Here is a 21,544-nt window from a genome sequence, read left to right as displayed (position 1 = left end):
GACCTGTGCCAACTTTTGAAAACCCTTGGAAACCGCGGCTTTAAAGGCTTTCATGGCTTTTTGATGGCGCAAAAAAAGCCGAGGATACGTTACCGCATGCCCCGGCTTTTGTTACGTGAATCTGTAGCGGTAACAGTTTTCGAACCGGCCTGCGCACCGCGAGCCAGAGCCTTCGCAAGGCTTCAGGTCTCGTTGGCCACGCCTTTGCGTCGAGGGATGCCCAGACGCTGGCGGCGTTCCCACAGACATTTACGGCTGACGCCCAGTTTGCGTGCCAGCTCGGTCTCGGTCATGTGGTCCTGGTGTTCGAGTACGAAATGCTGGAAGTAATCTTCCAGTGACAGGTCTTCGCTAGGCTCGTGATTGCTGGAGTTTGCATTCGAGGCATTGGGCAGCGGAGCCAGGCCCATGTACTCGTCGTCGTTCAAGCCGTCGAGCTCGATGTCGATGCCCAGCAGGTCAGCCGTAATTTCCGGGTTCTCACACAGAATGACTGCGCGCTCGACCGCGTTCTCCAGCTCACGAACGTTGCCCGGCCAGCTGTAATGACGGATCGCCTGTTCGGCGTCCGGGCCGAATTTCAGATCGGTGCGGCCGACCCTGGCGCTCTGGCGGGCCAGGAACGCGCGGGCAATTTCGATGACGTCGCTGCCGCGTTCACGCAACGCCGGCAGCTTCAGGGCAATGACGTGAAGGCGGTAGTAGAGGTCTTCGCGGAACTCACCGTTCTTGGCCAGGGTTTTCAGGTCGCGGTGAGTGGCGGCGATCAGGCGTACATCGACTTTCTGCGATTGCACCGAGCCAACCCTGCGGATTTCGCCCTCTTGCAGGACGCGCAACAGACGCGCCTGTGCTTCGAGCGGCAACTCGCCGATTTCGTCCAGGAACAGCGTGCCGCCGTCCGCCGCTTCCACCAACCCCGCGCGGCCTGCGCTGGCGCCGGTGAATGCGCCTTTCTCGTGACCGAAAAGCTCGGACTCGATCAACGATTCAGGGATCGCCGCGCAGTTCACCGAAATCATCGGCGCCTTGGCGCGACGCGACAGGTTGTGCAGCGCCCTGGCGACCAGCTCCTTGCCGGTGCCGGATTCACCTTGAACCAGAACGTTGGAATCGGTGGGGGCTACCTTGCGGATCTTGCTGTAGAGATCGAGCATCGGCGGACAGGAACCGATGATGCCGATCTCGCCGTTGGCGTTCGACGCTCCCTTGTCCGAGCCGCCGGCCTTGCTGGCCAGCGCGCTGCGTTCGGCCTGCAGGCTCTGCACGGTTTGCCGGTCACGCAGGATGCGCGCGACAGCCTGGAGCATTTCGTCGTGGTCAAAGGGTTTGGCGATGTAATCCACCGCACCCATCTTCATCGAGTCCACGGCCGAACGCAGGCTGGCGTAACTGGTCATGATCAGCACCGGCTTGCCTTCGCCGAGCTTGATCAGCTCGGTGCCGGGAGCACCGGGCAAGCGCAGGTCGCTGACGATCATGTCAAACGACGGGATGCTGAAACGCTCCTGAGCCTCTTGAACCGAGCCGGCTTCACTGACTTCATACTGATTGCGTTCAAGCAGGCGACGCAGGGCTGATCGGATGATGGTTTCGTCTTCGACGATCAAAATATGCGGCATTGATTCAGTTCTCTCGACGGTCTCAGTTCGCGGTGGACGTCGCTTCGACATGGCGCGGCAAGGTTACCCTGATACGGGTGCCGCGCTGCTGCTCGGCGTCGACCGGGCTGTCGATGGTGATTTGTCCATAATGCTCTTCAACGATGGAATAGACCAGTGCGAGGCCTAGTCCGGTTCCTTCACCGGGCTCCTTGGTGGTGAAGAACGGCTCGAACAATCGGTCCATGATTGCTTTGGGAATGCCACTGCCTTCGTCCTCGACGATCAGGTCCACAGTGTGTTCGGAGGCTTCGCTCTTGACCCGTACCGCACCGCCCGCCACCGAGGCGTCGCGGGCGTTGGAGAGCAGATTGATCAGGACTTGCGCCAGACGTTGCGGGTCGCCATCGACCCAATGGTCCGGATTGCACAGGTTGTAGAACTGCACCTCGAAGTTGCGCCGGTTCAATGCCAGCAGACCGATCGCATCCTGGGCAACTTCGGCCAGACAGACGGCTTCATCGGAATTCTGGTGCGCTCCGGCATGGGCGAAGCTCATCAGCGATTGCACGATACGCGACACTCGCTTGGTCTGTTCGAGTATCTGGCTGCTGATTTCCTTGAGTTCGCCGTCTTCCTCACGCTCTTCGCGCAGGTTCTGGGCAAGGCACGCGATGCCGGTGATCGGGTTGCCGATCTCGTGGGCGACGCCCGCCGCGAGACGGCCGATGCTTGCCAGGCGTTCCGAATGGACAAGCTTGTCTTCCAGCATCTGGGTTTCGGTCAGGTCCTCGACCAGCACTACCAGACCGCTGTTGCCGGGCGCCAGTGGCTCGTCGATGGCCGCCTTGTGCAGGTTGAGCCAGCGTGTCTGGCCATCCAGGCCCAGTCGCTGCTTGTGCAAGTGCTCATCCGGTTCATAGATGAACGCGGTCAGCAGGCCTTTCCAGGGTTCGGGAATGGTTTCCAGGCGCGAGCCCACAACGCGCTGCGCGGCGACGCCGGTGAGCTCTTCCATCGCCCGGTTCCACATCAGGATTTCCTGATCCTTGGCCAGCGAGCACACGCCCATCGGCAATTCCTGCAAGGTCTGTCGGTGGTAACGACGCAACGCATCGAGCTCGGCGGCAAGGCCCGTGAGCCGCGAGTGATAGTCTTCAAGCCGGCTTTCAATAAAGTGGATGTCCTCGGTCACGTACTTTTCGCCGCCGGATTTGTACGGCAGAAAGGTTTCGACCATGTCCTGGGCGACGCTCGGGCCCATCAGCCCTGAAAGGTTGGCTTCGATGCGGTCGCGCAGGCGACGCAAGGCGTATGGGCGGCGCTCGTCGAACGGCAGATAGAGGTCACGCAGCGCCTGTTCCACTTCTTTTTGCGCCGCCTTGGCACCCAGCGGCTTGGCCAGTTGCGTGGCGAACTCTTGAGGCGACACGGCATGCAGCTCGCGGCGCTGCGGGCGGCGTACGTTGTCCACCGCGCAGGCTTCCGCGGCGCTGACCTCTTCAGGGCTGGCGTTGGTGAACAGCGAGACCAGGGTAAACAGCAACACGTTGGCGGCGAGCGAGGCGATGGCCGCCATGTGCCAGCTGGTATCGTCCAGCACATAGATAGTGTTGAGCAGCGGGATGTAGAAGGCCTGCAGATTGCCGATCAGCGGCAACAGCATGCCCACGACCCAGACCGCGATACCCGCCAGCAGGCCGGCAACAAAGCCTCGGCGGTTGGCGGTCGGCCAGTAGAGTACCGAAAGCACCCCTGGCAGGAACTGTAACGTGGCGACGAACGCGACGATGCCGAGATTGGCCAGATCCTGCTGGGCGCCAAGCATCAGGTAGAAGCCATAGCCGGCGGCGATGATCGCCACGATCAGGCCCCGTCGGGTCCACTTCAACCAGCGATAGATATTGCCCTCGGCGGGCGGCTGGTACAGCGGCAGAACCAGGTGGTTGAGCGCCATGCCCGACAGCGCGAGAGTGGTGACGATGATCAACCCGCTGGCGGCCGACAGCCCGCCGATATAGGCCAGCAAGGCCAATGATTTGCTGCCGGCAGCGATGCCGATGCCGAGCGTGAAGTATTCCGGGCTGGTGGTGGCGCCCATCTTGAGCCCGGCCCACAGGATCAGCGGCACCGCCAGACTGATCAGTAACAGAAACAGCGGCAGGCCCCAACTGGCGCTGACCAGCGAGCGCGGGTTGAGATTTTCGGTGAAAGTCATGTGATACATGTGCGGCATCACGATCGCGGAAGCGAAGAACACCAGCAGCAGTGTCCGCCACGGCCCTTCCTGCAACGGAGCATGCAGCGAGGCAAGGGCGGTCTGGTTTTGCAGCAGCCACAGCTCCAGGTTCTGAGGGCCATCGAAAACGCCGTAGAGCGCGTAAAACCCGACGCCGCCCAGCGCGACCAGTTTGATGACCGACTCGAAGGCAATCGCGAACACCAGACCTTCATGTTTTTCACGGGTGGCGATATGGCGCGAACCGAAGAAGATCGTGAACAGCGTGATCAATGCGCAAAACGCGACGGCGACCCGATCCTGCACGGGCTCGCGGGTCAGAATGCCAATCGAGTCGGCGACCGCCTGGATCTGCAGCGCGAGCAGCGGCAACACGCCGATCAACATGAAGACGGTGGTCAGCGCTCCGGCCCAGGTGCTGCGAAAACGGAACGCGAACAGGTCGGCCAATGATGACAGCTGATAGGTGCGTGTGATCTTCAGAATCGGGTAGAGCAGCACCGGCGCCAGCAGGAAGGCGCCGGATACACCGAGGTAGCTGGACAGAAATCCGTAGCCGTACTGGTAGGCCAGGCTGACCGTTCCATAGAACGCCCAGGCACTTGCGTACACGCCCAGAGAAAGGGTGTAGGTCAGCGGGTGACGGATGATCCAGCGCGGGATCACTCCGCGCTCGCTGATCCACGCTACGCCGAACAGCACCAGCAGATAGGCGGCGCTGACCAGCAGCATCTGCGTCAGGCTAAAGCTCATCGGCGTCTCGCTGGCTTTGCAGGATGAACGTCACCACGATCAGGATCAGCCATAGCATGTAAGGTCGGTACCAGGCGCCGGTCGCATCGATCCACCAGTCCATGATGGCCGGGGAAAACAGATAGATGCCTACCACCAGGAGCAAAACCAATCGGTATATGTACATCCGGTCTCCCTGCGCGGGTAGATGAGGAGCGGCATGGTAACGGATGCCGGGCCGGCTGCAAGTAGCCTTATGTATGAGTTTTCGCCGACCGCTCTGGATCAGTCTATCCGGGCTTCTTCAAGGGTCGGCACGCGAGGTATCGATGTCGGGTCCCAATGTTCCACTCCCCACTTCAAGACCTCGGCGGCGCTGGCCCATGCCAGTTCCGGTCCGGCGTGTTGGCCCAGAGCGCGCAGTGCGCGAAGCAGCAGCGGAGTTGCCTGATCCGCCGGCAAGGGAGGCGAGCGGTAGGACTTGCCGAGCTTGTGTCCGTCCGGTTGAGTGATCAACGGCACATGCAGATAGCGCGGTTGGGCTACGCCGAGCAATTCCTGCAGATACAGCTGACGAGGCGTCGAATCCAGCAGGTCGGCCCCGCGCACGATATCGGTAACGCCTTGCCACGCATCGTCGATCACCACCGCCAACTGGTAGGCGTACAGACCGTCCCGGCGACGGATAACGAAGTCGCCGCTTTCACGACCCAGGTGCATGGTGAAAGCGCCTTGCACGCGGTCTTCGAAGCTATAGCTGAGCTCCGGCACCCGGATGCGGATCGCCGCGTTTTCCCAGCTGTGCCCCGCGTCGCGACAGAAGCCCGGGTACACGCCCTGATAATCTTCCAGCTGTTTACGTGAGCACGTGCACGCATACGCGAGGCCGTGGTTCAGCCAGCGATTAAGAATTTCGGCGTAGGCGTCATGGCGTTCGCTCTGGCGGACCAGTTCGCCGTCCCATTCGAATCCGTAGCTCTCCAGCGTCTGAAGAATCGCCGCCTGCGCGCCAGCTACCTCGCGGGGTGGATCGAGGTCTTCCATGCGCATCAGCCATTTTCCGCCCACGGCGCGCGCGTCGAGATACGACGCCAGCGCCGCGACCAACGAACCGAAATGCAGGTAGCCACTGGGTGTCGGCGCAAAGCGCCCGATATAGGCAGGATTTTTCATGGCGGGGATGTTACTGGTGCCAGGCTTTTACCGGCAAGCTGCGGCTTGAACCGGAGTCGTCGACCGGAAAACAAAAAAGACGCCGAGGCGTCTTTTTGTTCGAGGCGCAGGCAGATTACTTGCCGACCTGCTTTTCCTTGATTTCCGCCAGTGTCTTGCAGTCGATGCAGAGATCGGCGGTAGGGCGTGCTTCGAGCCGGCGAATGCCGATTTCGACGCCACAGGATTCACACCAGCCGTATTCTTCGTCGAGGATCAGTTGCAGCGTCTTGTCGATCTTCTTGATCAACTTGCGCTCGCGGTCACGGGCACGCAGTTCGAGGCTGAATTCTTCTTCCTGACTGGCACGGTCTGCCGGGTCGGGGAAGTTTGCCGCTTCGTCCTTCATGTGGTCTACCGTGCGGTCGACCTCTTGCATCAAGTCCTGTTTCCACTTGTTCAGGATCTTGGTGAAGTGCGCGCGCATGGGCTCGCCCATGTACTCTTCGCCCTTCGTTTCCACGTAGGGTTCAAAGCCGCTGATTAGATGATTCTGTTGCTTCTCTTGGGTGGGCATGTATAGGACCGCCTCTCACTCTTCTAATCTATTGCGCAGGATTGTTCCATCACCGACACCCGTCGGCCCTGCAGCTGCAAGCGGGCGAACTTACCAGATCAAATCGGAGTGCGCTACTCCCGGTTGTCGAGCGCATGGCCGCTATCCAGCCACTGTATACGCGCTTTATGAAAAGTGCATTCGTTTGAATGAACTCTGCCGAAAACCCGTCGTCGTAACCTTCTTTTTCGGGCTGTTTTGCCAGGGTCGCCGGGCAGGACTTGTGGCGTCATTTTGCTTAGCGCGGGTGCGCGGGTTGGGTAGAATCAGGCGCTGTCGTTTAGTAGCAATCGCGTTTATCTGAAGGAACACCCATGGCCCAGCTCTACAGTGCGCGCAGTCGCGCTATCGAACCGTTTCACGTCATGGCGCTGCTGGCGCGGGCTAATGAGTTACAGGCCGCTGGGCATGACGTCATTCATCTGGAAATCGGCGAGCCCGATTTCACCACCGCCGCGCCCATCGTTGCAGCCGGGCAGGCCGCACTGGCAGACGGCAAGACGCGCTACACCGCGGCGCGCGGTCTGCCGCAACTGCGCCAGGCCATTGCCGGTTTCTATGCGCAACGTTACGGGCTCGATATCGATGCCGAGCGCATCCTCGTCACGCCAGGTGGTTCAGGTGCGCTTTTATTGGCCAGCAGTCTCCTGGTGGACCCCGGCAAACACTGGCTGCTGGCTGACCCGGGTTATCCGTGCAACCGGCATTTTCTGCGGCTGGTCGAGGCCTCGGCGAAGCTGGTGCCGATCGGGCCTCAGGAGCGCTACCAGTTGACCCCCGAGTTAGTGGCGCAGCATTGGGACGCGGATAGCGTAGGCGCGCTGGTCGCCTCGCCGGCCAACCCGACCGGCATGCTGCTGCACCGTGAGGAACTGGCCGCGTTATCCCACGCGCTTAAAGCGCGCAGCGGGCATCTGGTGGTGGACGAGATTTATCACGGCCTGACTTACGGCATCGACGCCAGCAGCGTGCTCGAAGTCGATAACGATGCCTTCGTGCTGAACAGTTTCTCGAAGTATTTCGGCATGACCGGATGGCGCCTCGGCTGGCTGGTCGCGCCGCAAGGTGCAGTCGCGGATCTGGAGAAACTGGCCCAGAACCTCTACATCAGCGCGCCGAGCATGGCGCAACATGCCGCGCTGGCATGTTTCGAGCCTCAGACTCTGGAAATCTTCGAACAGCGGCGTGCCGAGTTTGCCCGTCGGCGTGATTTTTTGCTGCCAGCGTTGCGCGAACTGGGTTTCGGGATCGCCGTGGAACCGGAAGGCGCCTTTTATCTCTATGCCGACATCAGCGCCTTCGGCGGTGACGCTTTTGCTTTTTGCCGTCATTTTCTTGAAACCGAACACGTGGCGATCACGCCAGGGCTGGATTTCGGCCATTACCAGGCCAGCCACCACGTGCGTTTCGCCTACACCCAGAGCCTGCCGCGTCTTGAGGAGGCGGTCACACGGATTGCCCGTGGTCTGCGTAGCTGGCAAGCCTGATGCGCTTTTTCCCCGAACTTGAACAAGGTCGCCTGCTGCAGCGTTACAAACGTTTCCTGGCGGATATCGAAACCGATAGCGGTGAGCGCCTGACCATCCACTGCCCCAACACCGGCTCGATGCTCAACTGCATGATGCCGGGCGGGCGCGTGTGGTTCAGCCGCTCCAGCGATCCGAAGCGCAAGCTGCCCGGCACGTGGGAAATCAGCGAAACACCGCAGGGGCGGCTCGCCTGCATTAACACCGCACGCGCCAACGCGCTGGTCGAGGAGGCCTTGCATGCCGGTGTGATCACCGAACTCCAGGGCTTTACGTCGCTCAAGCGCGAGGTGCCTTACGGACAGGAGAAAAGTCGCGTGGATTTCCGGCTCGAATATCCCGAAGGGCATCTTTATCTTGAAGTGAAGAGCGTGACACTGGGCTTCGATGACTCGACCGTTGCAGCCTTTCCGGATGCCGTCACGCAGCGAGGCGCACGGCATTTGCGAGAGCTGGCGGCATTGTCCCGGGATGGCGTGCGCGCAGTGCTGCTGTACTGCGTGGGGCTGACCGGTGTGCAGGCTGTGCGTCCCGCCCAGGAAGTCGACCCGGTCTACGCCGCCGCGCTCCTGGAAGCGATTGCCGCCGGGGTGCAGGTTCTGGCGTATGGCGTACGGCTTACGCCGCTAGAGATTTGCATCGACCGCCGTCTGCAAGTGGTGTGGGCGACCAGCGGTGGGAGTGATCATGCGCTGTCCTCGTCCGGCAGGCTGACCCAGATTGCACCGTCGGTCTCCTGACAAGGCACGGCGCGCAGTGACTGCCCTTCGCAGGGGCCGGCCACGCATTCGCCGTTTTCGATCAGAAACAGCGCACCGTGTGTAGCGCAGCGGATCAGGCTGGCACTGCTGTCCAGAAATTGATCAGGCTCCCACTCCAGAGGGACTCTGCGGTGTGGACAGCGGTTGTTGTAGACGAAGACTCTGCCTTCGCGACGTACGGCCAGCAGGTTGTGCTCGCCCAGCACAAAGCCTCGACTTCGGGCGTCTGGAAGGTGAGAAGAGGTACAGAGAAATTTCAAGAAGCCTCCGTAGGGCTTGACCTTTGGATATAAAAAATCGTCAATGGAGGCGTATGGCGTTACGGCGCACCTGGTCATCCAGGCAAAAGCCGCCGTCATTACGGTTTTTTTCCATGGGCGTTCAGACGTTCATAGAGAAAGGACTCTGTGGCATCCCTTCCCGGATCGCTGCATTGTCACTGCTCGTCGCTCGCCAAGGGCCGCCTGCGTTGCTGAATATACAGACTTGGCGGAACCCCGGTTTGGCGCGAGCATTTGGACTTAGGCATGATTCGTAATATCGAGAGTGGGCAGGTAATGACTGCCCGGCAGCTTGCCGAACGCCTGGCGACCGCCCCCTATGTTCTGGTGGGCGAGCAGCACGGTAACCCCGATCACCAGGCTTTGCAGTTGTGGCTTTTGCAGGTGCTGAGCGATCGCCGTCCTCAAGGCAGCCTGCTGTTCGAAGTGCTGGCCGCTGCGCAACAGGCGAGCATCGACGCCGCTCATGCCGATATCCGCGCCGCAAAGTATCCCGCGGATCTGCCTGCGGCCCTGCAATGGCGCTCGCATTGGGACTGGTCTGTGTACGGCCCGGTGATGCGTTTTGCGCTGTCGCAGTCCTGCCCGTTGCTCGCCGCTGGTCTGGATGCCGTTGAAGGCGGTCCGGAAGGCGCTCCGACACCAGAGGCCTCGCGGCAGCGTGCCCGGCACATGGCCCGGAGCCTGCTGGCCGCGCCCGTTCCGGCGACGCTGTTTGCCAGAAGCGAACTGGTGCGCCAGGCCACCGGCGTACCGCTGCATATGATGGAGCTCGATGCGACCCGAGCTCCGGTGGTCCTGCTTCTGGCGCAGCACGGCGAGGTGATCGAACCGGGCGCCGCCGACTATGTCTGGTACACCGCGGCGCTGTCCGACCCCCTGTCACGTTAGGATTGTTCCTGTCTTGATGTAGTCCATCTCTCTCATTGCAGCGGGCGGGATTCTTCGGCAACGGCCTCGTTTATTGTCCGCTCAGGTTATTCAGAGCGGACACTCATGAGCGGAACGACAACATCAAACCAAGACCAACTGGCGCTTCAGGCACTCGGCCTGTTGGAGCTTTTCATACTCAACCATGATGAAACCGAGCAACGGGTAGCCGGCGTATGCCGACGAGCAGTGACACCGCTGGGGCCGGTAGCCGCGGTCTGTGTCTACCCACGATTTGTGTGCCTGGCCCGCACACTTCTTGATCGGCAGCAGGCGCGCGACCTTCGCGTTGTGGCGGTAGTGAATTTTCCCTACGGCGGATCGAACATAAGTTCTGCGGTTTCCGAGGTGCGGGCGTCGATAAATGCCGGCGCGGACGAGATCGATCTGGTTTACCCCTATCGGACATTGCTGACAGGCGATCAGCAGACCGGTGTCGAGCTGGTCGAAGCGGTCAAGGCCGCCTGTACCCGTAACGTCAACCTGACCGTGACCCTGGAAACCGGCGAGCTGCGAGACCCGCAGATCATTCGCCACGCGTGCCGCAGCGTCATTCAGTCGGGTGCCGACTTCATCAAAACCGGCACCGGCAAAAGCGCTGGTCATGCAACTCCGCAGGCGGCGCGGATCATGCTCGAATCCATTGCAGAAGTCGGCGGGCAGGTGGGGTTCAAAGTGGCTGGCGGTATTCGCGCGCTGCAGGACGCTCAGGCGTTCATGGACCTGGCGCGTAGCCGTTTCGGCCCGCAATGGGTCAAGCCCGAGCGCGTGCGGCTGGGCGCTTCCAGTCTGCTGGACGACCTGCTGACGCGACTGGGCGTGATAGAGGCGTCCGGATATGGCGGTTACTGAAGCTGTTTGCTTTGCGCCGGGCAAAAAAAGACCCGGCAAAAAGCCGGGTCAAAAACCGTGATTAGCCTGATGAGGAGATATTTCGAGAGTCCGAACCAAGGTCTTTCGAATATCGGCCAGTCTTGCGACCGGATGTGATAATCATAACGATTCTCATTTGTAAGTCAACAGGCTTTTCCGATATGAATTTCGCACGCAGACATGCGCCCCGGATTGTTGAAGGCTGCCCTGGTGTGAATGTTTGAAGATGGAGGGGGTTACGGAAGGGCAAGCATCCGATGCCAGCCTGCATGCGTTGCGCATGCTGGCTGGCATCAGCGTTTCAGCGGGTGCGGTAGCGCAGGCGAGTGCCGAAGTTCACGGACATCAGAATCTCGTCCGCCGAGAGTTCTGCCGGGAAGTAAGCACCGGAGATTTGCGCATGGGCGATGCTCGCGCCTTCCATCGGCGTGTTGCGCAGGTCCAGGCCGCGCAGGTCTGCCGAACGGAAGTAGGCATCGGTGAAGTCGATACCGGTGGTATCCAGATTTCGTAGATCCAGACCCCGGAAGTCGCCGCCGACCATGTCGATGGTGCCGGTCCGCGGCTTCTCCTGATTGAAGCCTTCGACGTCATCCTTGCGCAGCAGCATGTACAGCGGTGAGTCGATTTGTTTGGGCTGGCTCATAGCGGCCTCTTGAGTTGCGTTGGATTTATGGCGCCAGTATATCGCCACCACTGTCGAGCCGGGAAGCATCATCTGCCCAACGGCTCGACGACCGCGTCACAGTCCGGGAAGACGCTGGCGCAGATTGTCGATCAGGTTGTCCAGATCGCTGCTGACGTTGGTTTCCACACGCTTGCTGCGCAGGACTTCTTCGGCGCTCAGCGGTTCGCGACTGGCCTGCTGTGCCTCAATGACTTCGAGGGTTGCGTCGGAAGGATCGTTGTTCTGCGTCTGGCGTTGTTCCAGCCAGCCAGCGATCACCGCCTGCGGCGCTTCGCAATCGAGAATCAGAAACGGCACGCCGGTGGTTTCAGCAACCTGCGCGGCCGCCTCCCGCTGTTCGCGTTTGAGGTAGGTGGCGTCTATCACGACCGGAAACCCGGCGCGCAACGCCTGGCTTGCCAGCTCGTTCAGGCGTGCATAAGTCGCTTCGCTGGCCTGCGAGCCGTACAGCGATTCGCCGTCTTGACCGGCAAACAGACGTTTACGCTCGATATCCGAACGCAGACGCACAGCGCCCAGAGATTCCACCAGACGCATGGCCACGTGACTCTTGCCGACTGCCGATACGCCGTGAGTGATGACCAGAAAACGCGACGGAATCGCGCTGTAGCTCTCGGCCAGATTCGCGTAGTTGCGATACTGACGCAGGGTGGCCGCGCGCTGCACACCGTCCGCGTCGGCAGCGAGGCTGAACAGCGCGATCTTGGCGCGCACCATGGCGCGATAGGCCTTGTAGAAATTCAGCAGTTCCAGGCCCTGATAGTCGCCGGTCAGTTCCAGATACTGGCTGATAAGCCGGCGAGACAGCGATTTGAGCCCACGGTCTTCAAGATCCATGGCAAGGAAACCGATGTCGGCGTACACGTCGGTCATGCGGAACGGCTCGTTGAATTCGATGCAGTCGAACAACACCACTTTGCCGTCGATGAGGGTTGCGTTGCCCAGGTGGATATCGCCGTGGCATTCGCGAATGAAACCGTCGGCCTTGCGCTGGGCGAAAAGCGGCTTGAGGCGCTCGAAGCTCGACTCCGCCCAGGCTTGTAATGCTTCGAGCTGCGACAGGTCAGATGCTTCGCTGATCAGTGGCCGAATCTGCTCGAAGTTCTGCAGGACCGGAGCCATGACGCTGTCAGGCGAGCCCAGTTCGTTTTCCGAGGTGACACGCGGCGCTTCGATGTGGAAATCGGCGATCTGGCGCGCCAGCTGGTCGATGTGAGCGGTGGTCAGTTCGCCGTTGGCCTGCAGGGTACTGAGCAGGCCGTCCTGCGGGAACTGACGCATCTTCAAGGCATACTCGATGACCTCGCCTGTGCCACCCAGTTGCGGCGCTTCGGCCGAACCGGTCACCGGAATGACTTCCAGATACAGGTCCTGAGTCAACCGCTGGTTCAGGCGCAGCTCTTCCTGACAAAAATGCTGACGAGCCTCAAGGGTAGAGAAATCCAGAAAGCCGAAGTTGACCGGTTTCTTGAACTTGTAAACGTACGGGCCGGTGAGCAGGACCCACGAGATGTGCGTCTCGATGACCTGGAAACCCTCCACGGGGTGGGGGAAGAGGGCCGGGTTCTGCAGGGCTGCGATCAGTGACTGGCTCACGGACGATCCTTCAAGAATGAGTGGAAATGGAGTTGCGCAAGGTCGCCATTATGGCCGCTCGGCGCAGCGCTGCAAACCGCAGGCCCGGGCGTCTGTCGATCGCTTGCAAAGTGCGTATAATCCGCCGCCATGACTCGATCCCGCACTCCTCGCAAAGCAAAAAAACAACCCTCCGGCGGCCTGCGCAAATGGCTGGGCTGGGGGCTGAAACTCGGTATTGTCGGCCTGGTGATCCTCGCCGGCCTGGCGGTTTACCTCGACGCCGTGGTTCAGGAAAAATTCTCCGGCAAGCGCTGGATGATTCCCGCCAAGGTGTATGCACGACCGCTGGAACTGTTTGTCGGGCAGAAGCTGAGCCGCGACGACTTTCTGATCGAACTCGATGCCCTGGGCTACCGACGTGAGAGCGTGGCCAACGGTCCGGGCGCGGCCGCGGTCAACGGCAATACCGTGGACCTCAATACCCGTGGCTTCCAGTTCTATGAAGGCACCGACGCCGCGCAACAGATCCGGGTACGGTTTTCCGGCGATTACGTTGCCCAGCTGTCGTCCGCCAATGGTGCCAAGCTGGCCGTGGCCCGGCTTGAGCCGCTGTTGATCGGCGGGCTTTATCCGAAGAACCTCGAAGACCGCATCCTGATCAAGCTGGATCAGGCACCGCCGTACCTGCTGGAAGCGCTGGTAACGGTCGAAGACCGCGACTTCTACAGCCACTGGGGTGTGTCGCCCAAGTCGATCGCGCGTGCGATCTGGGTCAACACCTCCCAGGGGCAGATGCGTCAGGGCGGCAGTACGCTGACTCAGCAGTTGGTCAAGAACTTCTACCTGACCAACGAACGCAGCCTGACCCGCAAGCTCACCGAAGCCATGATGTCGATGCTGCTGGAGCTGCATTACAGCAAACAGGAGATTCTGGAGGCGTACCTCAACGAAGTCTTCGTGGGCCAGGATGGTCAGCGGGCCGTTCACGGTTTCGGTCTGGCCAGCCAGTATTTCTTCAGCCAGCCGTTGTCGGAACTGAAGATCCATCAGGTGGCGATGCTCGTTGGGCTGGTCAAGGGGCCATCCTATTACAACCCGCGTCGTAATCCGGAACGCGCGCTTGAACGACGCAACCTCGTTCTCGATCTGCTGGAGCAACAAGGCGTGGCGACCGCGGAAGTCGTCGCAGCCGCCAAGAAGATGCCATTGGGCGTGACGCGCACCGGCAGTCTGGCCGATACCTCGTTCCCGGGCTTCCTCGATCTGGTCAAGCGTCAGCTGCGTGAAGACTATCGCGACGAAGACTTGACTGAAGAAGGTCTGCGTATCTTCACCAGCTTCGATCCGATCCTGCAAATGAAGTCCCAGGCGGCCATGGATGACACCTTCAAGCGGTTGTCCGGGCGCAAGGGCGCAGACGAAGTCGAGGCTGCCATGGTCGTGACCAACCCTGAAACCGGTGAAGTGCAGGCACTGCTGGGCAGCCGTCAGGCAGGATTCGCCGGCTTCAACCGCGCCATCGACGCCGTGCGCCCGATTGGCTCGCTGGTCAAGCCGGCCATCTATCTGACCGCGCTGGAGCGCCCGAGCCAGTACACACTGACCAGTTGGGTCGCCGACCAGCCGTTCCAGGTCAAGGGTGCCGACGGCCAGATCTGGAAACCGCAGAATTACGACCGCAGGTCGCACGGCAATGTCTTCCTGTACCAGGGCTTGGCGCATTCCTACAACCTGTCGACCGCCAAGCTGGGGCTGGATCTGGGCCTGCCCAATGTTTTCAAGACGCTCAAGAAACTCGGCGTAAGTCGCGAATGGCCGCAGTTCCCGTCGATGCTGCTGGGCGCGGGCGGTCTGACCCCGATGGAAGTGGCGACCATGTACCAGACGATCGCCAGCGGTGGCTTCAATACACCGATGCGCGGCATTCGCAGCGTGCTTACCGCCGAGGGCGAGCCGCTCAAACGCTATCCGTTCCAGATCGAGCAGCGTTTCGATCCGGGGGCGATCTACCTTGTGCAGAACGCGATGCAGCGAGTGATGCGTGAAGGGACGGCCAAGTCGGTCTACAGCGTTCTGCCGGGTTCGCTGAACCTTGCTGGCAAGACCGGGACCAGCAACGACTCGCGCGACAGCTGGTTCGCCGGGTTCAGCCAGGATCTGCTGGCGGTCGTGTGGATGGGGCGTGACGACAACGGCAAGACGCCATTCACCGGTGCCAGCGGTGCGCTGCAGGTCTGGACCAGTTTCATGCGCAAGGCCGATCCGTTGCCACTCGATATGGCCCTGCCCGACAACGTGGTGCAGGCATGGGTCGATGCGCAGACCGGGCAAGGCTCCGACGCCAGCTGCCCGAACGCGGTACAGATGCCGTATATTCGCGGCAGTGAACCCCAGCCCGGCGCGACCTGCGGCGGCGGCCCGGCACCTGCTACCGAGGTGATGGACTGGGTCAAAGGGTGGTTGAACTAAGCGATGAGGGTTTGAAGTGACTAGATGGTGGATTCCGGCTTTAACGGCGCTGGCTTTGCTTAACGGCTGCGCCAGTGTTCAACGTGGCTCGATCCCGGTCGTGGATTCGAGCTCCAAAGTGTCCAATAGTGAGCGTGTCTCTGCGTCGCGCAGCGGGGCGAGCCGGGCCAGCACCGTGCAGGCCCAGCAGCCTCAGGCCGTGCCGCAGGATTCCGGCGTAGTGGTGATGGTGCCTGGTGCCGGTCAGTCGAGCCAGGTCTATACGCCTGCCGCACAGTCCGGATTCAGCGTCGATACGCCGCCGATCGATACAGCGCCGATCAACACCGCCCCAATCAACACTGCTCCGATCAACACGGCCCCGGTCAACAGTGGCACCTACAGCGCCCCGGCTGCCTCGGCGCCAAGCGGCATTCCATCGAGCGGCGGCGGGTTGTCGGCAGATGAGCAGCTGGACGGTCCGGTTCTGGCGTTGCTGACCACTGCTCAGCAACAGCAGAGCGGCGGCGACCTCAACGGCGCATCATCCAGCCTTGAGCGCGCGCAGCGCGTGGCACCTCGCGAACCGCAGGTGCTTTACCGTCTGGCCCAGGTTCGCCTGGCCCAGGGTGACGCGGCTCAGGCGGAACAGCTCGCGCGTCGTGGCCTGACTTACGCCAACGGACGTGCCAGCCTGCAGGCAAGCCTGTGGGAACTGATCGCTCAGTCCCGCGAGAAGCAGGGTGACTCGGCCGGTGCCGCGCTGGCCCGCCAGAAAGCCGGGGCCAGCTCCTGATGGACCGGCGTTTTCCCGAGGTCGCCGAACAGTTGCTGCTGATCGAGCGCGAGCTGAGAGCGCTGGGCTGGTGGGATGCCCTGCCGCCCGACGAGCATGCATTGTCCAGCGTGGAGCCTTTCTGCGTGGACACTCTGGAGTTCGCGCAGTGGCTGCAATGGATTTTCCTGCCGCGAATGAAGATCATCCTTGAGCAGGATCTGCCGTTGCCTAACGCGTCCGGGATTCTGGAAATGGCCGAGATGGTCTACGCCGGACGTCAGGCCGAGGCCCGGCTGCTGCAACAGCATCTGGCTCGGTTCGACCAGCTGATCGCCGAGGTCCGCTGAATACCGACGGCCGTCAGCTGCAATGCTCGCTGATGGCCGTCTGCGTTTCTTCTACCCGCGCCTTGCGGTCTTCTTCCGTCAGGCGTCGGCTTCCATTCTCCGTCTCTTCACGCACTCGCGGGTTGTTCTGCAATTGAGCAAGGTTGGTGCGGAGCCGCTCGCAATTTTCGGCTCGTCGGGCTTCCTGGCTTTTGATCTGACTCTTGACCTTGGCATCGATGCTGCGTTGCTGCGCGTCCCCATCGATGTCCGCTGCGGGTGCGGGAGAAGCAGAGGCGGGCGGTGGGGGCTTCTGCACATTGATTTCCTGTGCCTGCTGGCCGGCAGGCGGTTGTGCGTCGAAATGGGTGACGCCCTGGGCATCCACCCATTTGTAGATCGGAGCTGCCTGAGTCGCACCTGCTGCCATCGACAGCGCGGCCATGAGGATCATCCAGCGCATGCTGTTTCCTTGAAATGTCTATGCATCGCGAAAACTATCATATCGCCGCGACGGCGTCCGAAGCGGGGCGCAAGGTCAGGTTGGTAGGAAGAAAGCGCAACGATGACTTGACTTGAGGGAGGCGAATCACAACAATCCAAAGTTCGCTGTAGAAGGACTGCCAGAAGCAGACTCTCTCAGTAGATCATGAGGCGCACACCCGCGCCGACCTGTAACACCCGCAACGCGTTACCTCGCGCTGGGTGGGAATGTTCCGCAACACTCAGGGACATCCCAATACTTGCTCAGTCAGTGCTGACGTAGTCGGCGACCACCGTCGCTCATGCTCTGCTTGGCAGTAAAACCTATCAAGACCCGCCCCGGATGGGCGGTATTCTGGCGTTTTAGAGGTGAACAACGTGGAGCTTTTATCTGGCGCTGAAATGGTCGTCCGCTTCCTGCGTGACGAAGGCGTTAAGTACATTTACGGGTACCCGGGTGGTGCCCTTCTGCATGTCTACGACGCGCTGTTCAAAGAACCTGCCGTAAACCACATTCTGGTTCGCCACGAGCAGGCCGCCACACATATGGCCGACGGTTACGCCCGCGCTACAGGCAAGGCCGGCGTGGTCCTGGTGACCTCGGGTCCCGGTGCCACCAACGCCATCACCGGTATCGCCACCGCTTACATGGATTCGATCCCAATGGTTGTCCTGTCGGGTCAGGTTGCCAGCACTCTGGTGGGCACCGATGCCTTCCAGGAAACCGACATGATCGGTATCTCGCGGCCGATCGTGAAGCACAGCTTCATGATCAAGCACGCGTCGGAAATTCCCGAAGTCCTGAAGAAAGCGTTCTATCTGGCGCAGTCCGGGCGTCCCGGTCCGGTGGTCGTGGATATTCCGAAGGACATGACCAACCCGGCTGAAAAGTTCGAGTACGTCTTCCCCAAGAAAGCCAAGCTGCGTTCCTACAGCCCGGCGGTGCGCGGTCATTCCGGCCAGATCCGCAAGGCGGTGGAAATGCTGCTCGCGGCCAAACGGCCGATCATCTATGCGGGCGGCGGAGTCGTGATGGGCAACGGTTCGGCACAACTGACCGAGCTGGCTCAGATGCTGAACGCACCCGTCACCAATACGCTGATGGGGCTCGGTGGTTATCCCGGCACCGATCGCCAGTTCGTCGGCATGCTGGGCATGCACGGCAGCTACACCGCCAACCAGGCGATGCATGCCACTGACGTAATTCTCGCCGTGGGCGCCCGCTTCGATGACCGCGTCATCAACGGTGCGGCCAAATTCAGCCCGAATGCCAAGATCATTCACGTCGACATCGACCCGGCTTCTATCTCCAAGACCATCAAGGCTGACGTGCCTATTGTGGGGCCGGTTGAAAGCGTGCTGACCGAAATGGTCGCTACCCTCAAGGATATCGGCGAGACCCCGAATCCGGAGTACGTCTCAGCCTGGTGGAAGCAGATCGACGAGTGGCGTGCCGGTGGCGACCTGTTCCCCTATAACCGCGGCGATGGCAGCGTCATCAAGCCACAGGCGGTAATCGAGACCCTGTGTGAAGTGACCAAGGGCGATGCCTATGTCACCTCCGACGTGGGTCAGCACCAGATGTTCGCGGCCCAGTACTACCGTTTCAACAAGCCCAACCGCTGGATCAACTCCGGTGGTCTGGGCACCATGGGCTTCGGCTTCCCTGCTGCAATGGGCGTGAAGCTGAGCTTCCCGGACGCCGACGTCGCCTGCGTGACGGGCGAGGGCAGCATCCAGATGAACATCCAGGAACTGTCGACCTGCCTGCAGTACGACTTGCCTGTGAAGATCATCCTGCTCAACAACGGCGTGCTGGGTATGGTTCGCCAGTGGCAGGACATGAGCTACGGGTCCCGTCACTCGCACTCCTACATGGAATCGCTGCCTGACTTCGTCAAGCTGGTCGAGGCCTACGGCCATGTAGGCATGCGCATCACCGACCTCAAGGACCTGAAGCCGAAAATGGAAGAAGCCTTTGCCATGAAGGACCGCCTGGTATTCATCGACATTCAGGTCGATGTCACCGAGCACGTCTACCCGATGCAAATCAAGGACGGCTCCATGCGCGATATGTGGTTGAGCAAGACGGAGCGGACATAATCATGCGGCACATCATTTCCCTGCTGCTGGAAAACGAACCGGGTGCGTTGTCTCGCGTCGTCGGGCTGTTTTCTCAGCGCAACTACAACATCGAAAGCCTGACCGTGGCGCCGACCGAGGACCCGACCCTGTCGCGTCTGACGCTGACCACCGTCGGCCAGGATGAGGTCATCGAGCAGATCACCAAGAATCTCAACAAGCTTGTCGAGGTGGTCAAGCTGGTCGACCTGTCGGAGAGTGCTCACATCGAGCGCGAACTGATGCTGGTCAAGGTCAAGGCCACCGGCGCCCAGCGCGCGGAGATCAAACGCACCACGGATATTTTCCGCGGGCAGATCGTCGACGTGACCGCCAGCGTCTACACCGTTCAACTGAGCGGTACCAGCGACAAACTGGACAGCTTCATTCAGGCCATCGGCACCGCCGCTATCCTTGAAACCGTACGCAGTGGCGTGACGGGCATTGCCCGTGGCGACAAAGTGCTGAGCATCTGACCCATTTAGCAATAATGGCCTGAAGGCCGAGATAACAGGGGATTTCCATGAAAGTTTTCTACGACAAAGACTGCGACCTTTCCATCATCCAGGGCAAGAAAGTCGCCATCATCGGTTACGGTTCCCAGGGTCACGCACAGGCGTGCAACCTGAAAGACTCCGGCGTTGATGTCACTGTCGGCCTGCGCAAGGGGTCGCCAACTGTCGCCAAAGCTGAAGCTCATGGCCTGAAAGTCACTGATGTCGCCAGCGCTGTCGCTGCCGCCGACCTGGTCATGATCCTGACCCCGGACGAATTCCAGTCCCAGCTGTACAAGAACGAAGTCGAGCCGAACCTGAAGCAGGGCGCTACCCTGGCCTTCTCCCATGGCTTCGCTATCCACTACAACCAGGTCGTGCCACGCGCCGATCTGGACGTGATCATGATCGCGCCGAAAGCTCCGGGCCACACCGTGCGCACCGAGTTCGTCAAAGGCGGCGGTATTCCTGACCTGATCGCCGTTTACCAGGACGCTTCGGGCAACGCCAAAAACGTCGCTCTGTCGTACGCTTCGGGCGTTGGCGGTGGTCGTACCGGCATCATCGAAACCACCTTCAAGGACGAAACCGAAACCGACCTGTTCGGTGAGCAGGCCGTTCTGTGCGGCGGTACCGTTGAACTGGTCAAGGCTGGCTTCGAGACACTGGTCGAAGCAGGCTACGCGCCGGAAATGGCGTACTTCGAGTGTCTGCATGAACTGAAGCTGATCGTTGACCTCATGTACGAAGGCGGTATCGCCAACATGAACTACTCGATCTCCAACAACGCCGAGTACGGCGAGTACGTGACCGGCCCTGAAGTCATCAACGCCGAATCCCGTCAGGCCATGCGTAACGCTCTGAAGCGCATCCAGGACGGCGAGTACGCCAAGATGTTCATCAGCGAAGGTGCAACCGGCTACCCATCGATGACCGCCAAGCGTCGTAACAACGCCGCGCACGGCATTGAAGTGATCGGCGAGAAACTGCGCTCGATGATGCCGTGGATCGCAGCGAACAAGATTGTCGACAAAGACAAGAACTGAGTTTTCTGCTTACGAAAAAACGCGGCCAATTGGCCGCGTTTTTTCGTTCCGGGGCAAGGCTCTGGTATAAAGCTGCATCGTTTGCCGGCGAATGCTCGCCGCAGACATCTGTCGATTCTTTTCAAACCGCTGCAAGGTAATGTCCATGAGCGAACGTCCTGAAGAGCCGAACAAGGCCTCTGACGCTGAAAGTATGCTGCCGATCGATGAACACGTAGAAGAAGGCCATGACGCCGAGGGCCGCAAGGTCCGGCACCGCGGGATCTATCTGCTGCCTAACCTGTTCACCACCGCAAACCTGTTTGCCGGCTTTTATTCCATCATCAGCTCGATGAGCGCGCAAAGCGCCATGAGTGCGGGCGACGCCGCGAGTGCCAGCAAGTATTTCGCCTTTGCCGCCATCGCCATTTTCGTTGCGATGGTGCTCGACGGTCTCGACGGGCGCGTGGCGCGCATGACCAACACGCAAAGCGCATTCGGTGCCGAATACGACTCGCTGTCTGACATGGTCGCGTTTGGCGTGGCGCCGGCGCTGCTAGCCTTCGGCTGGGCATTGGGCGACATGGGCAAGGTTGGCTGGATGGTCGCCTTCATCTATGTAGCAGGCGCTGCGTTGCGCCTGGCACGTTTCAATACTCAGGTAGGCAAAGCCGACAAGCGCTATTTCATCGGCCTCGCCAGCCCGGCGGCCGCAGGCGTGGTAGCCGGTACTGTCTGGGCGTTCAGCGACTTCGGCATCCAGGGTTCCAAGTTGTCTTTCCTGGTCGCGTTGCTGGTTGCAGCAGCGGGCATGCTGATGGTCAGCAACATCAAATACAACAGCTTCAAGGAGCTGGACCTCAGAGGCCGCGTCCCTTTCGTGGCAATCCTG

20 protein-coding genes (1 of these 20 running past the window's edge) are annotated in these 21,544 nt (G+C 60.7%); 11 read left to right on the top strand and 9 right to left on the bottom strand.

Annotated features, from left to right (window positions below):
* Positions 1–182: 182 nt before the first annotated feature.
* From J3P77_RS18760 to dksA, 5 genes are all read right to left on the bottom strand, one after another.
* Positions 183–1,622 carry a sigma-54-dependent transcriptional regulator gene (locus J3P77_RS18760; protein WP_434678060.1) on the bottom strand — a complete coding sequence of 480 codons (1,440 nt, stop codon included), beginning with the start codon at positions 1,620–1,622 and terminating at the stop codon, positions 183–185.
* A 22-nt stretch (positions 1,623–1,644) separates the two neighbouring features.
* On the bottom strand, positions 1,645–4,593 hold the full coding sequence (locus J3P77_RS18755; protein WP_434678059.1) for a sensor histidine kinase: 2,949 nt from the start codon (positions 4,591–4,593) through the stop codon (positions 1,645–1,647).
* Complete coding sequence (locus J3P77_RS18750; RefSeq protein ID WP_002552060.1) at positions 4,583–4,759, bottom strand: hypothetical protein; 177 nt, start codon at positions 4,757–4,759, stop codon at positions 4,583–4,585. The genes J3P77_RS18755 and J3P77_RS18750 overlap by 11 nt, the downstream gene beginning before the upstream one ends.
* 98 nt (positions 4,760–4,857) lie before the next feature.
* Positions 4,858–5,745, bottom strand: coding sequence for a tRNA glutamyl-Q(34) synthetase GluQRS (gene gluQRS, locus J3P77_RS18745; RefSeq protein WP_434678058.1), 888 nt, complete (start codon positions 5,743–5,745; stop codon positions 4,858–4,860).
* 115 nt (positions 5,746–5,860) lie between these two features.
* Positions 5,861–6,301, bottom strand: a complete 441-nt coding sequence (dksA, locus tag J3P77_RS18740) for an RNA polymerase-binding protein DksA (RefSeq protein WP_333406299.1) — start codon at positions 6,299–6,301, stop codon at positions 5,861–5,863.
* Between the two features lie 353 nt (positions 6,302–6,654).
* Here dksA and J3P77_RS18735 point away from each other — a divergent pair, with 353 nt between their 5' ends.
* Positions 6,655–7,827 (top strand): pyridoxal phosphate-dependent aminotransferase, encoded by a 1,173-nt coding sequence (locus J3P77_RS18735; RefSeq protein WP_434678057.1) that lies wholly within the window; start codon positions 6,655–6,657, stop codon positions 7,825–7,827.
* The gene (sfsA, locus tag J3P77_RS18730) at positions 7,827–8,606 is read left to right on the top strand and encodes a DNA/RNA nuclease SfsA (RefSeq protein WP_434678056.1); all 780 of its coding nucleotides are present in this window, start codon (positions 7,827–7,829) and stop codon (positions 8,604–8,606) included. Before J3P77_RS18735 ends, sfsA begins: the two co-directional genes overlap by 1 nt.
* Here the strand turns inward: sfsA and J3P77_RS18725 are convergent.
* Positions 8,552–8,887: a Rieske (2Fe-2S) protein gene (locus J3P77_RS18725; protein ID WP_434678055.1), complete on the bottom strand. Its 336-nt coding sequence runs from the start codon at positions 8,885–8,887 to the stop codon at positions 8,552–8,554. The two genes, sfsA and J3P77_RS18725, sit on opposite strands and share 55 nt — an antisense overlap.
* A gap of 267 nt (positions 8,888–9,154) precedes the next feature.
* On the opposite strand from J3P77_RS18725, the gene J3P77_RS18720 reads away from it, so the two are divergent.
* A complete protein-coding gene (locus J3P77_RS18720) occupies positions 9,155–9,799 on the top strand; it encodes a ChaN family lipoprotein (protein ID WP_434678054.1) in 645 nt (214 codons plus the stop codon).
* 105 nt (positions 9,800–9,904) lie between these two features.
* Complete coding sequence (gene deoC, locus J3P77_RS18715; RefSeq protein ID WP_434678053.1) at positions 9,905–10,690, top strand: deoxyribose-phosphate aldolase; 786 nt, start codon at positions 9,905–9,907, stop codon at positions 10,688–10,690.
* 322 nt (positions 10,691–11,012) lie between these two features.
* Here the strand turns inward: deoC and J3P77_RS18710 are convergent, their stop codons facing one another.
* Both J3P77_RS18710 and J3P77_RS18705 read right to left on the bottom strand, forming a co-directional pair.
* Positions 11,013–11,357: a pentapeptide repeat-containing protein gene (locus tag J3P77_RS18710; protein WP_434678052.1), complete on the bottom strand. Its 345-nt coding sequence runs from the start codon at positions 11,355–11,357 to the stop codon at positions 11,013–11,015.
* 96 nt (positions 11,358–11,453) lie between these two features.
* Positions 11,454–12,995 carry a bifunctional aminoglycoside phosphotransferase/ATP-binding protein gene (locus tag J3P77_RS18705; protein WP_434678051.1) on the bottom strand — a complete coding sequence of 514 codons (1,542 nt, stop codon included), beginning with the start codon at positions 12,993–12,995 and terminating at the stop codon, positions 11,454–11,456.
* Between the two features lie 129 nt (positions 12,996–13,124).
* Here J3P77_RS18705 and mrcB point away from each other — a divergent pair, with 129 nt between their 5' ends.
* From mrcB to J3P77_RS18690, 3 genes are read left to right on the top strand one after another with little or no spacing between them, the layout of a single operon-like run.
* On the top strand, positions 13,125–15,446 hold the full coding sequence (gene mrcB, locus J3P77_RS18700) for a penicillin-binding protein 1B (protein ID WP_434678050.1): 2,322 nt from the start codon (positions 13,125–13,127) through the stop codon (positions 15,444–15,446).
* Between the two features lie 55 nt (positions 15,447–15,501).
* A complete protein-coding gene (locus J3P77_RS18695; RefSeq protein WP_434682069.1) occupies positions 15,502–16,221 on the top strand; it encodes a tetratricopeptide repeat protein in 720 nt (239 codons plus the stop codon).
* A complete protein-coding gene (locus J3P77_RS18690) occupies positions 16,221–16,550 on the top strand; it encodes a YqcC family protein (RefSeq protein WP_434678049.1) in 330 nt (109 codons plus the stop codon). Before J3P77_RS18695 ends, J3P77_RS18690 begins: the two co-directional genes overlap by 1 nt.
* Positions 16,551–16,563: 13 nt before the next feature.
* Here J3P77_RS18690 and J3P77_RS18685 read toward each other — a convergent pair whose 3' ends face one another.
* Positions 16,564–16,992 carry a DUF4124 domain-containing protein gene (locus J3P77_RS18685; protein ID WP_434678048.1) on the bottom strand — a complete coding sequence of 143 codons (429 nt, stop codon included), beginning with the start codon at positions 16,990–16,992 and terminating at the stop codon, positions 16,564–16,566.
* Between the two features lie 398 nt (positions 16,993–17,390).
* Here J3P77_RS18685 and J3P77_RS18680 point away from each other — a divergent pair, with 398 nt between their 5' ends.
* The 4 genes from J3P77_RS18680 to pssA form a co-directional block, all read left to right on the top strand.
* Positions 17,391–19,115, top strand: a complete 1,725-nt coding sequence (locus J3P77_RS18680; protein ID WP_434678047.1) for an acetolactate synthase 3 large subunit — start codon at positions 17,391–17,393, stop codon at positions 19,113–19,115.
* 2 nt (positions 19,116–19,117) lie between these two features.
* Complete coding sequence (ilvN, locus tag J3P77_RS18675; RefSeq protein ID WP_434678046.1) at positions 19,118–19,609, top strand: acetolactate synthase small subunit; 492 nt, start codon at positions 19,118–19,120, stop codon at positions 19,607–19,609.
* A 47-nt stretch (positions 19,610–19,656) separates the two neighbouring features.
* Complete coding sequence (gene ilvC / locus J3P77_RS18670; protein ID WP_434678045.1) at positions 19,657–20,673, top strand: ketol-acid reductoisomerase; 1,017 nt, start codon at positions 19,657–19,659, stop codon at positions 20,671–20,673.
* 145 nt (positions 20,674–20,818) lie between these two features.
* On the top strand, positions 20,819–21,544 hold the 5' portion of the coding sequence (gene pssA / locus J3P77_RS18665; RefSeq protein ID WP_434678044.1) for a CDP-diacylglycerol--serine O-phosphatidyltransferase. Its footprint extends 132 nt past the window's final position; 726 of the gene's 858 nt are visible here — the first part of the coding sequence; its start codon is at positions 20,819–20,821; the stop codon falls past the right edge of the window.

Source organism: Pseudomonas sp. R1-18, assembly GCF_051132095.1.
Classification (GTDB): domain Bacteria; phylum Pseudomonadota; class Gammaproteobacteria; order Pseudomonadales; family Pseudomonadaceae; genus Aquipseudomonas.
This window is presented reverse-complemented; position numbering and strand designations above follow the sequence as displayed.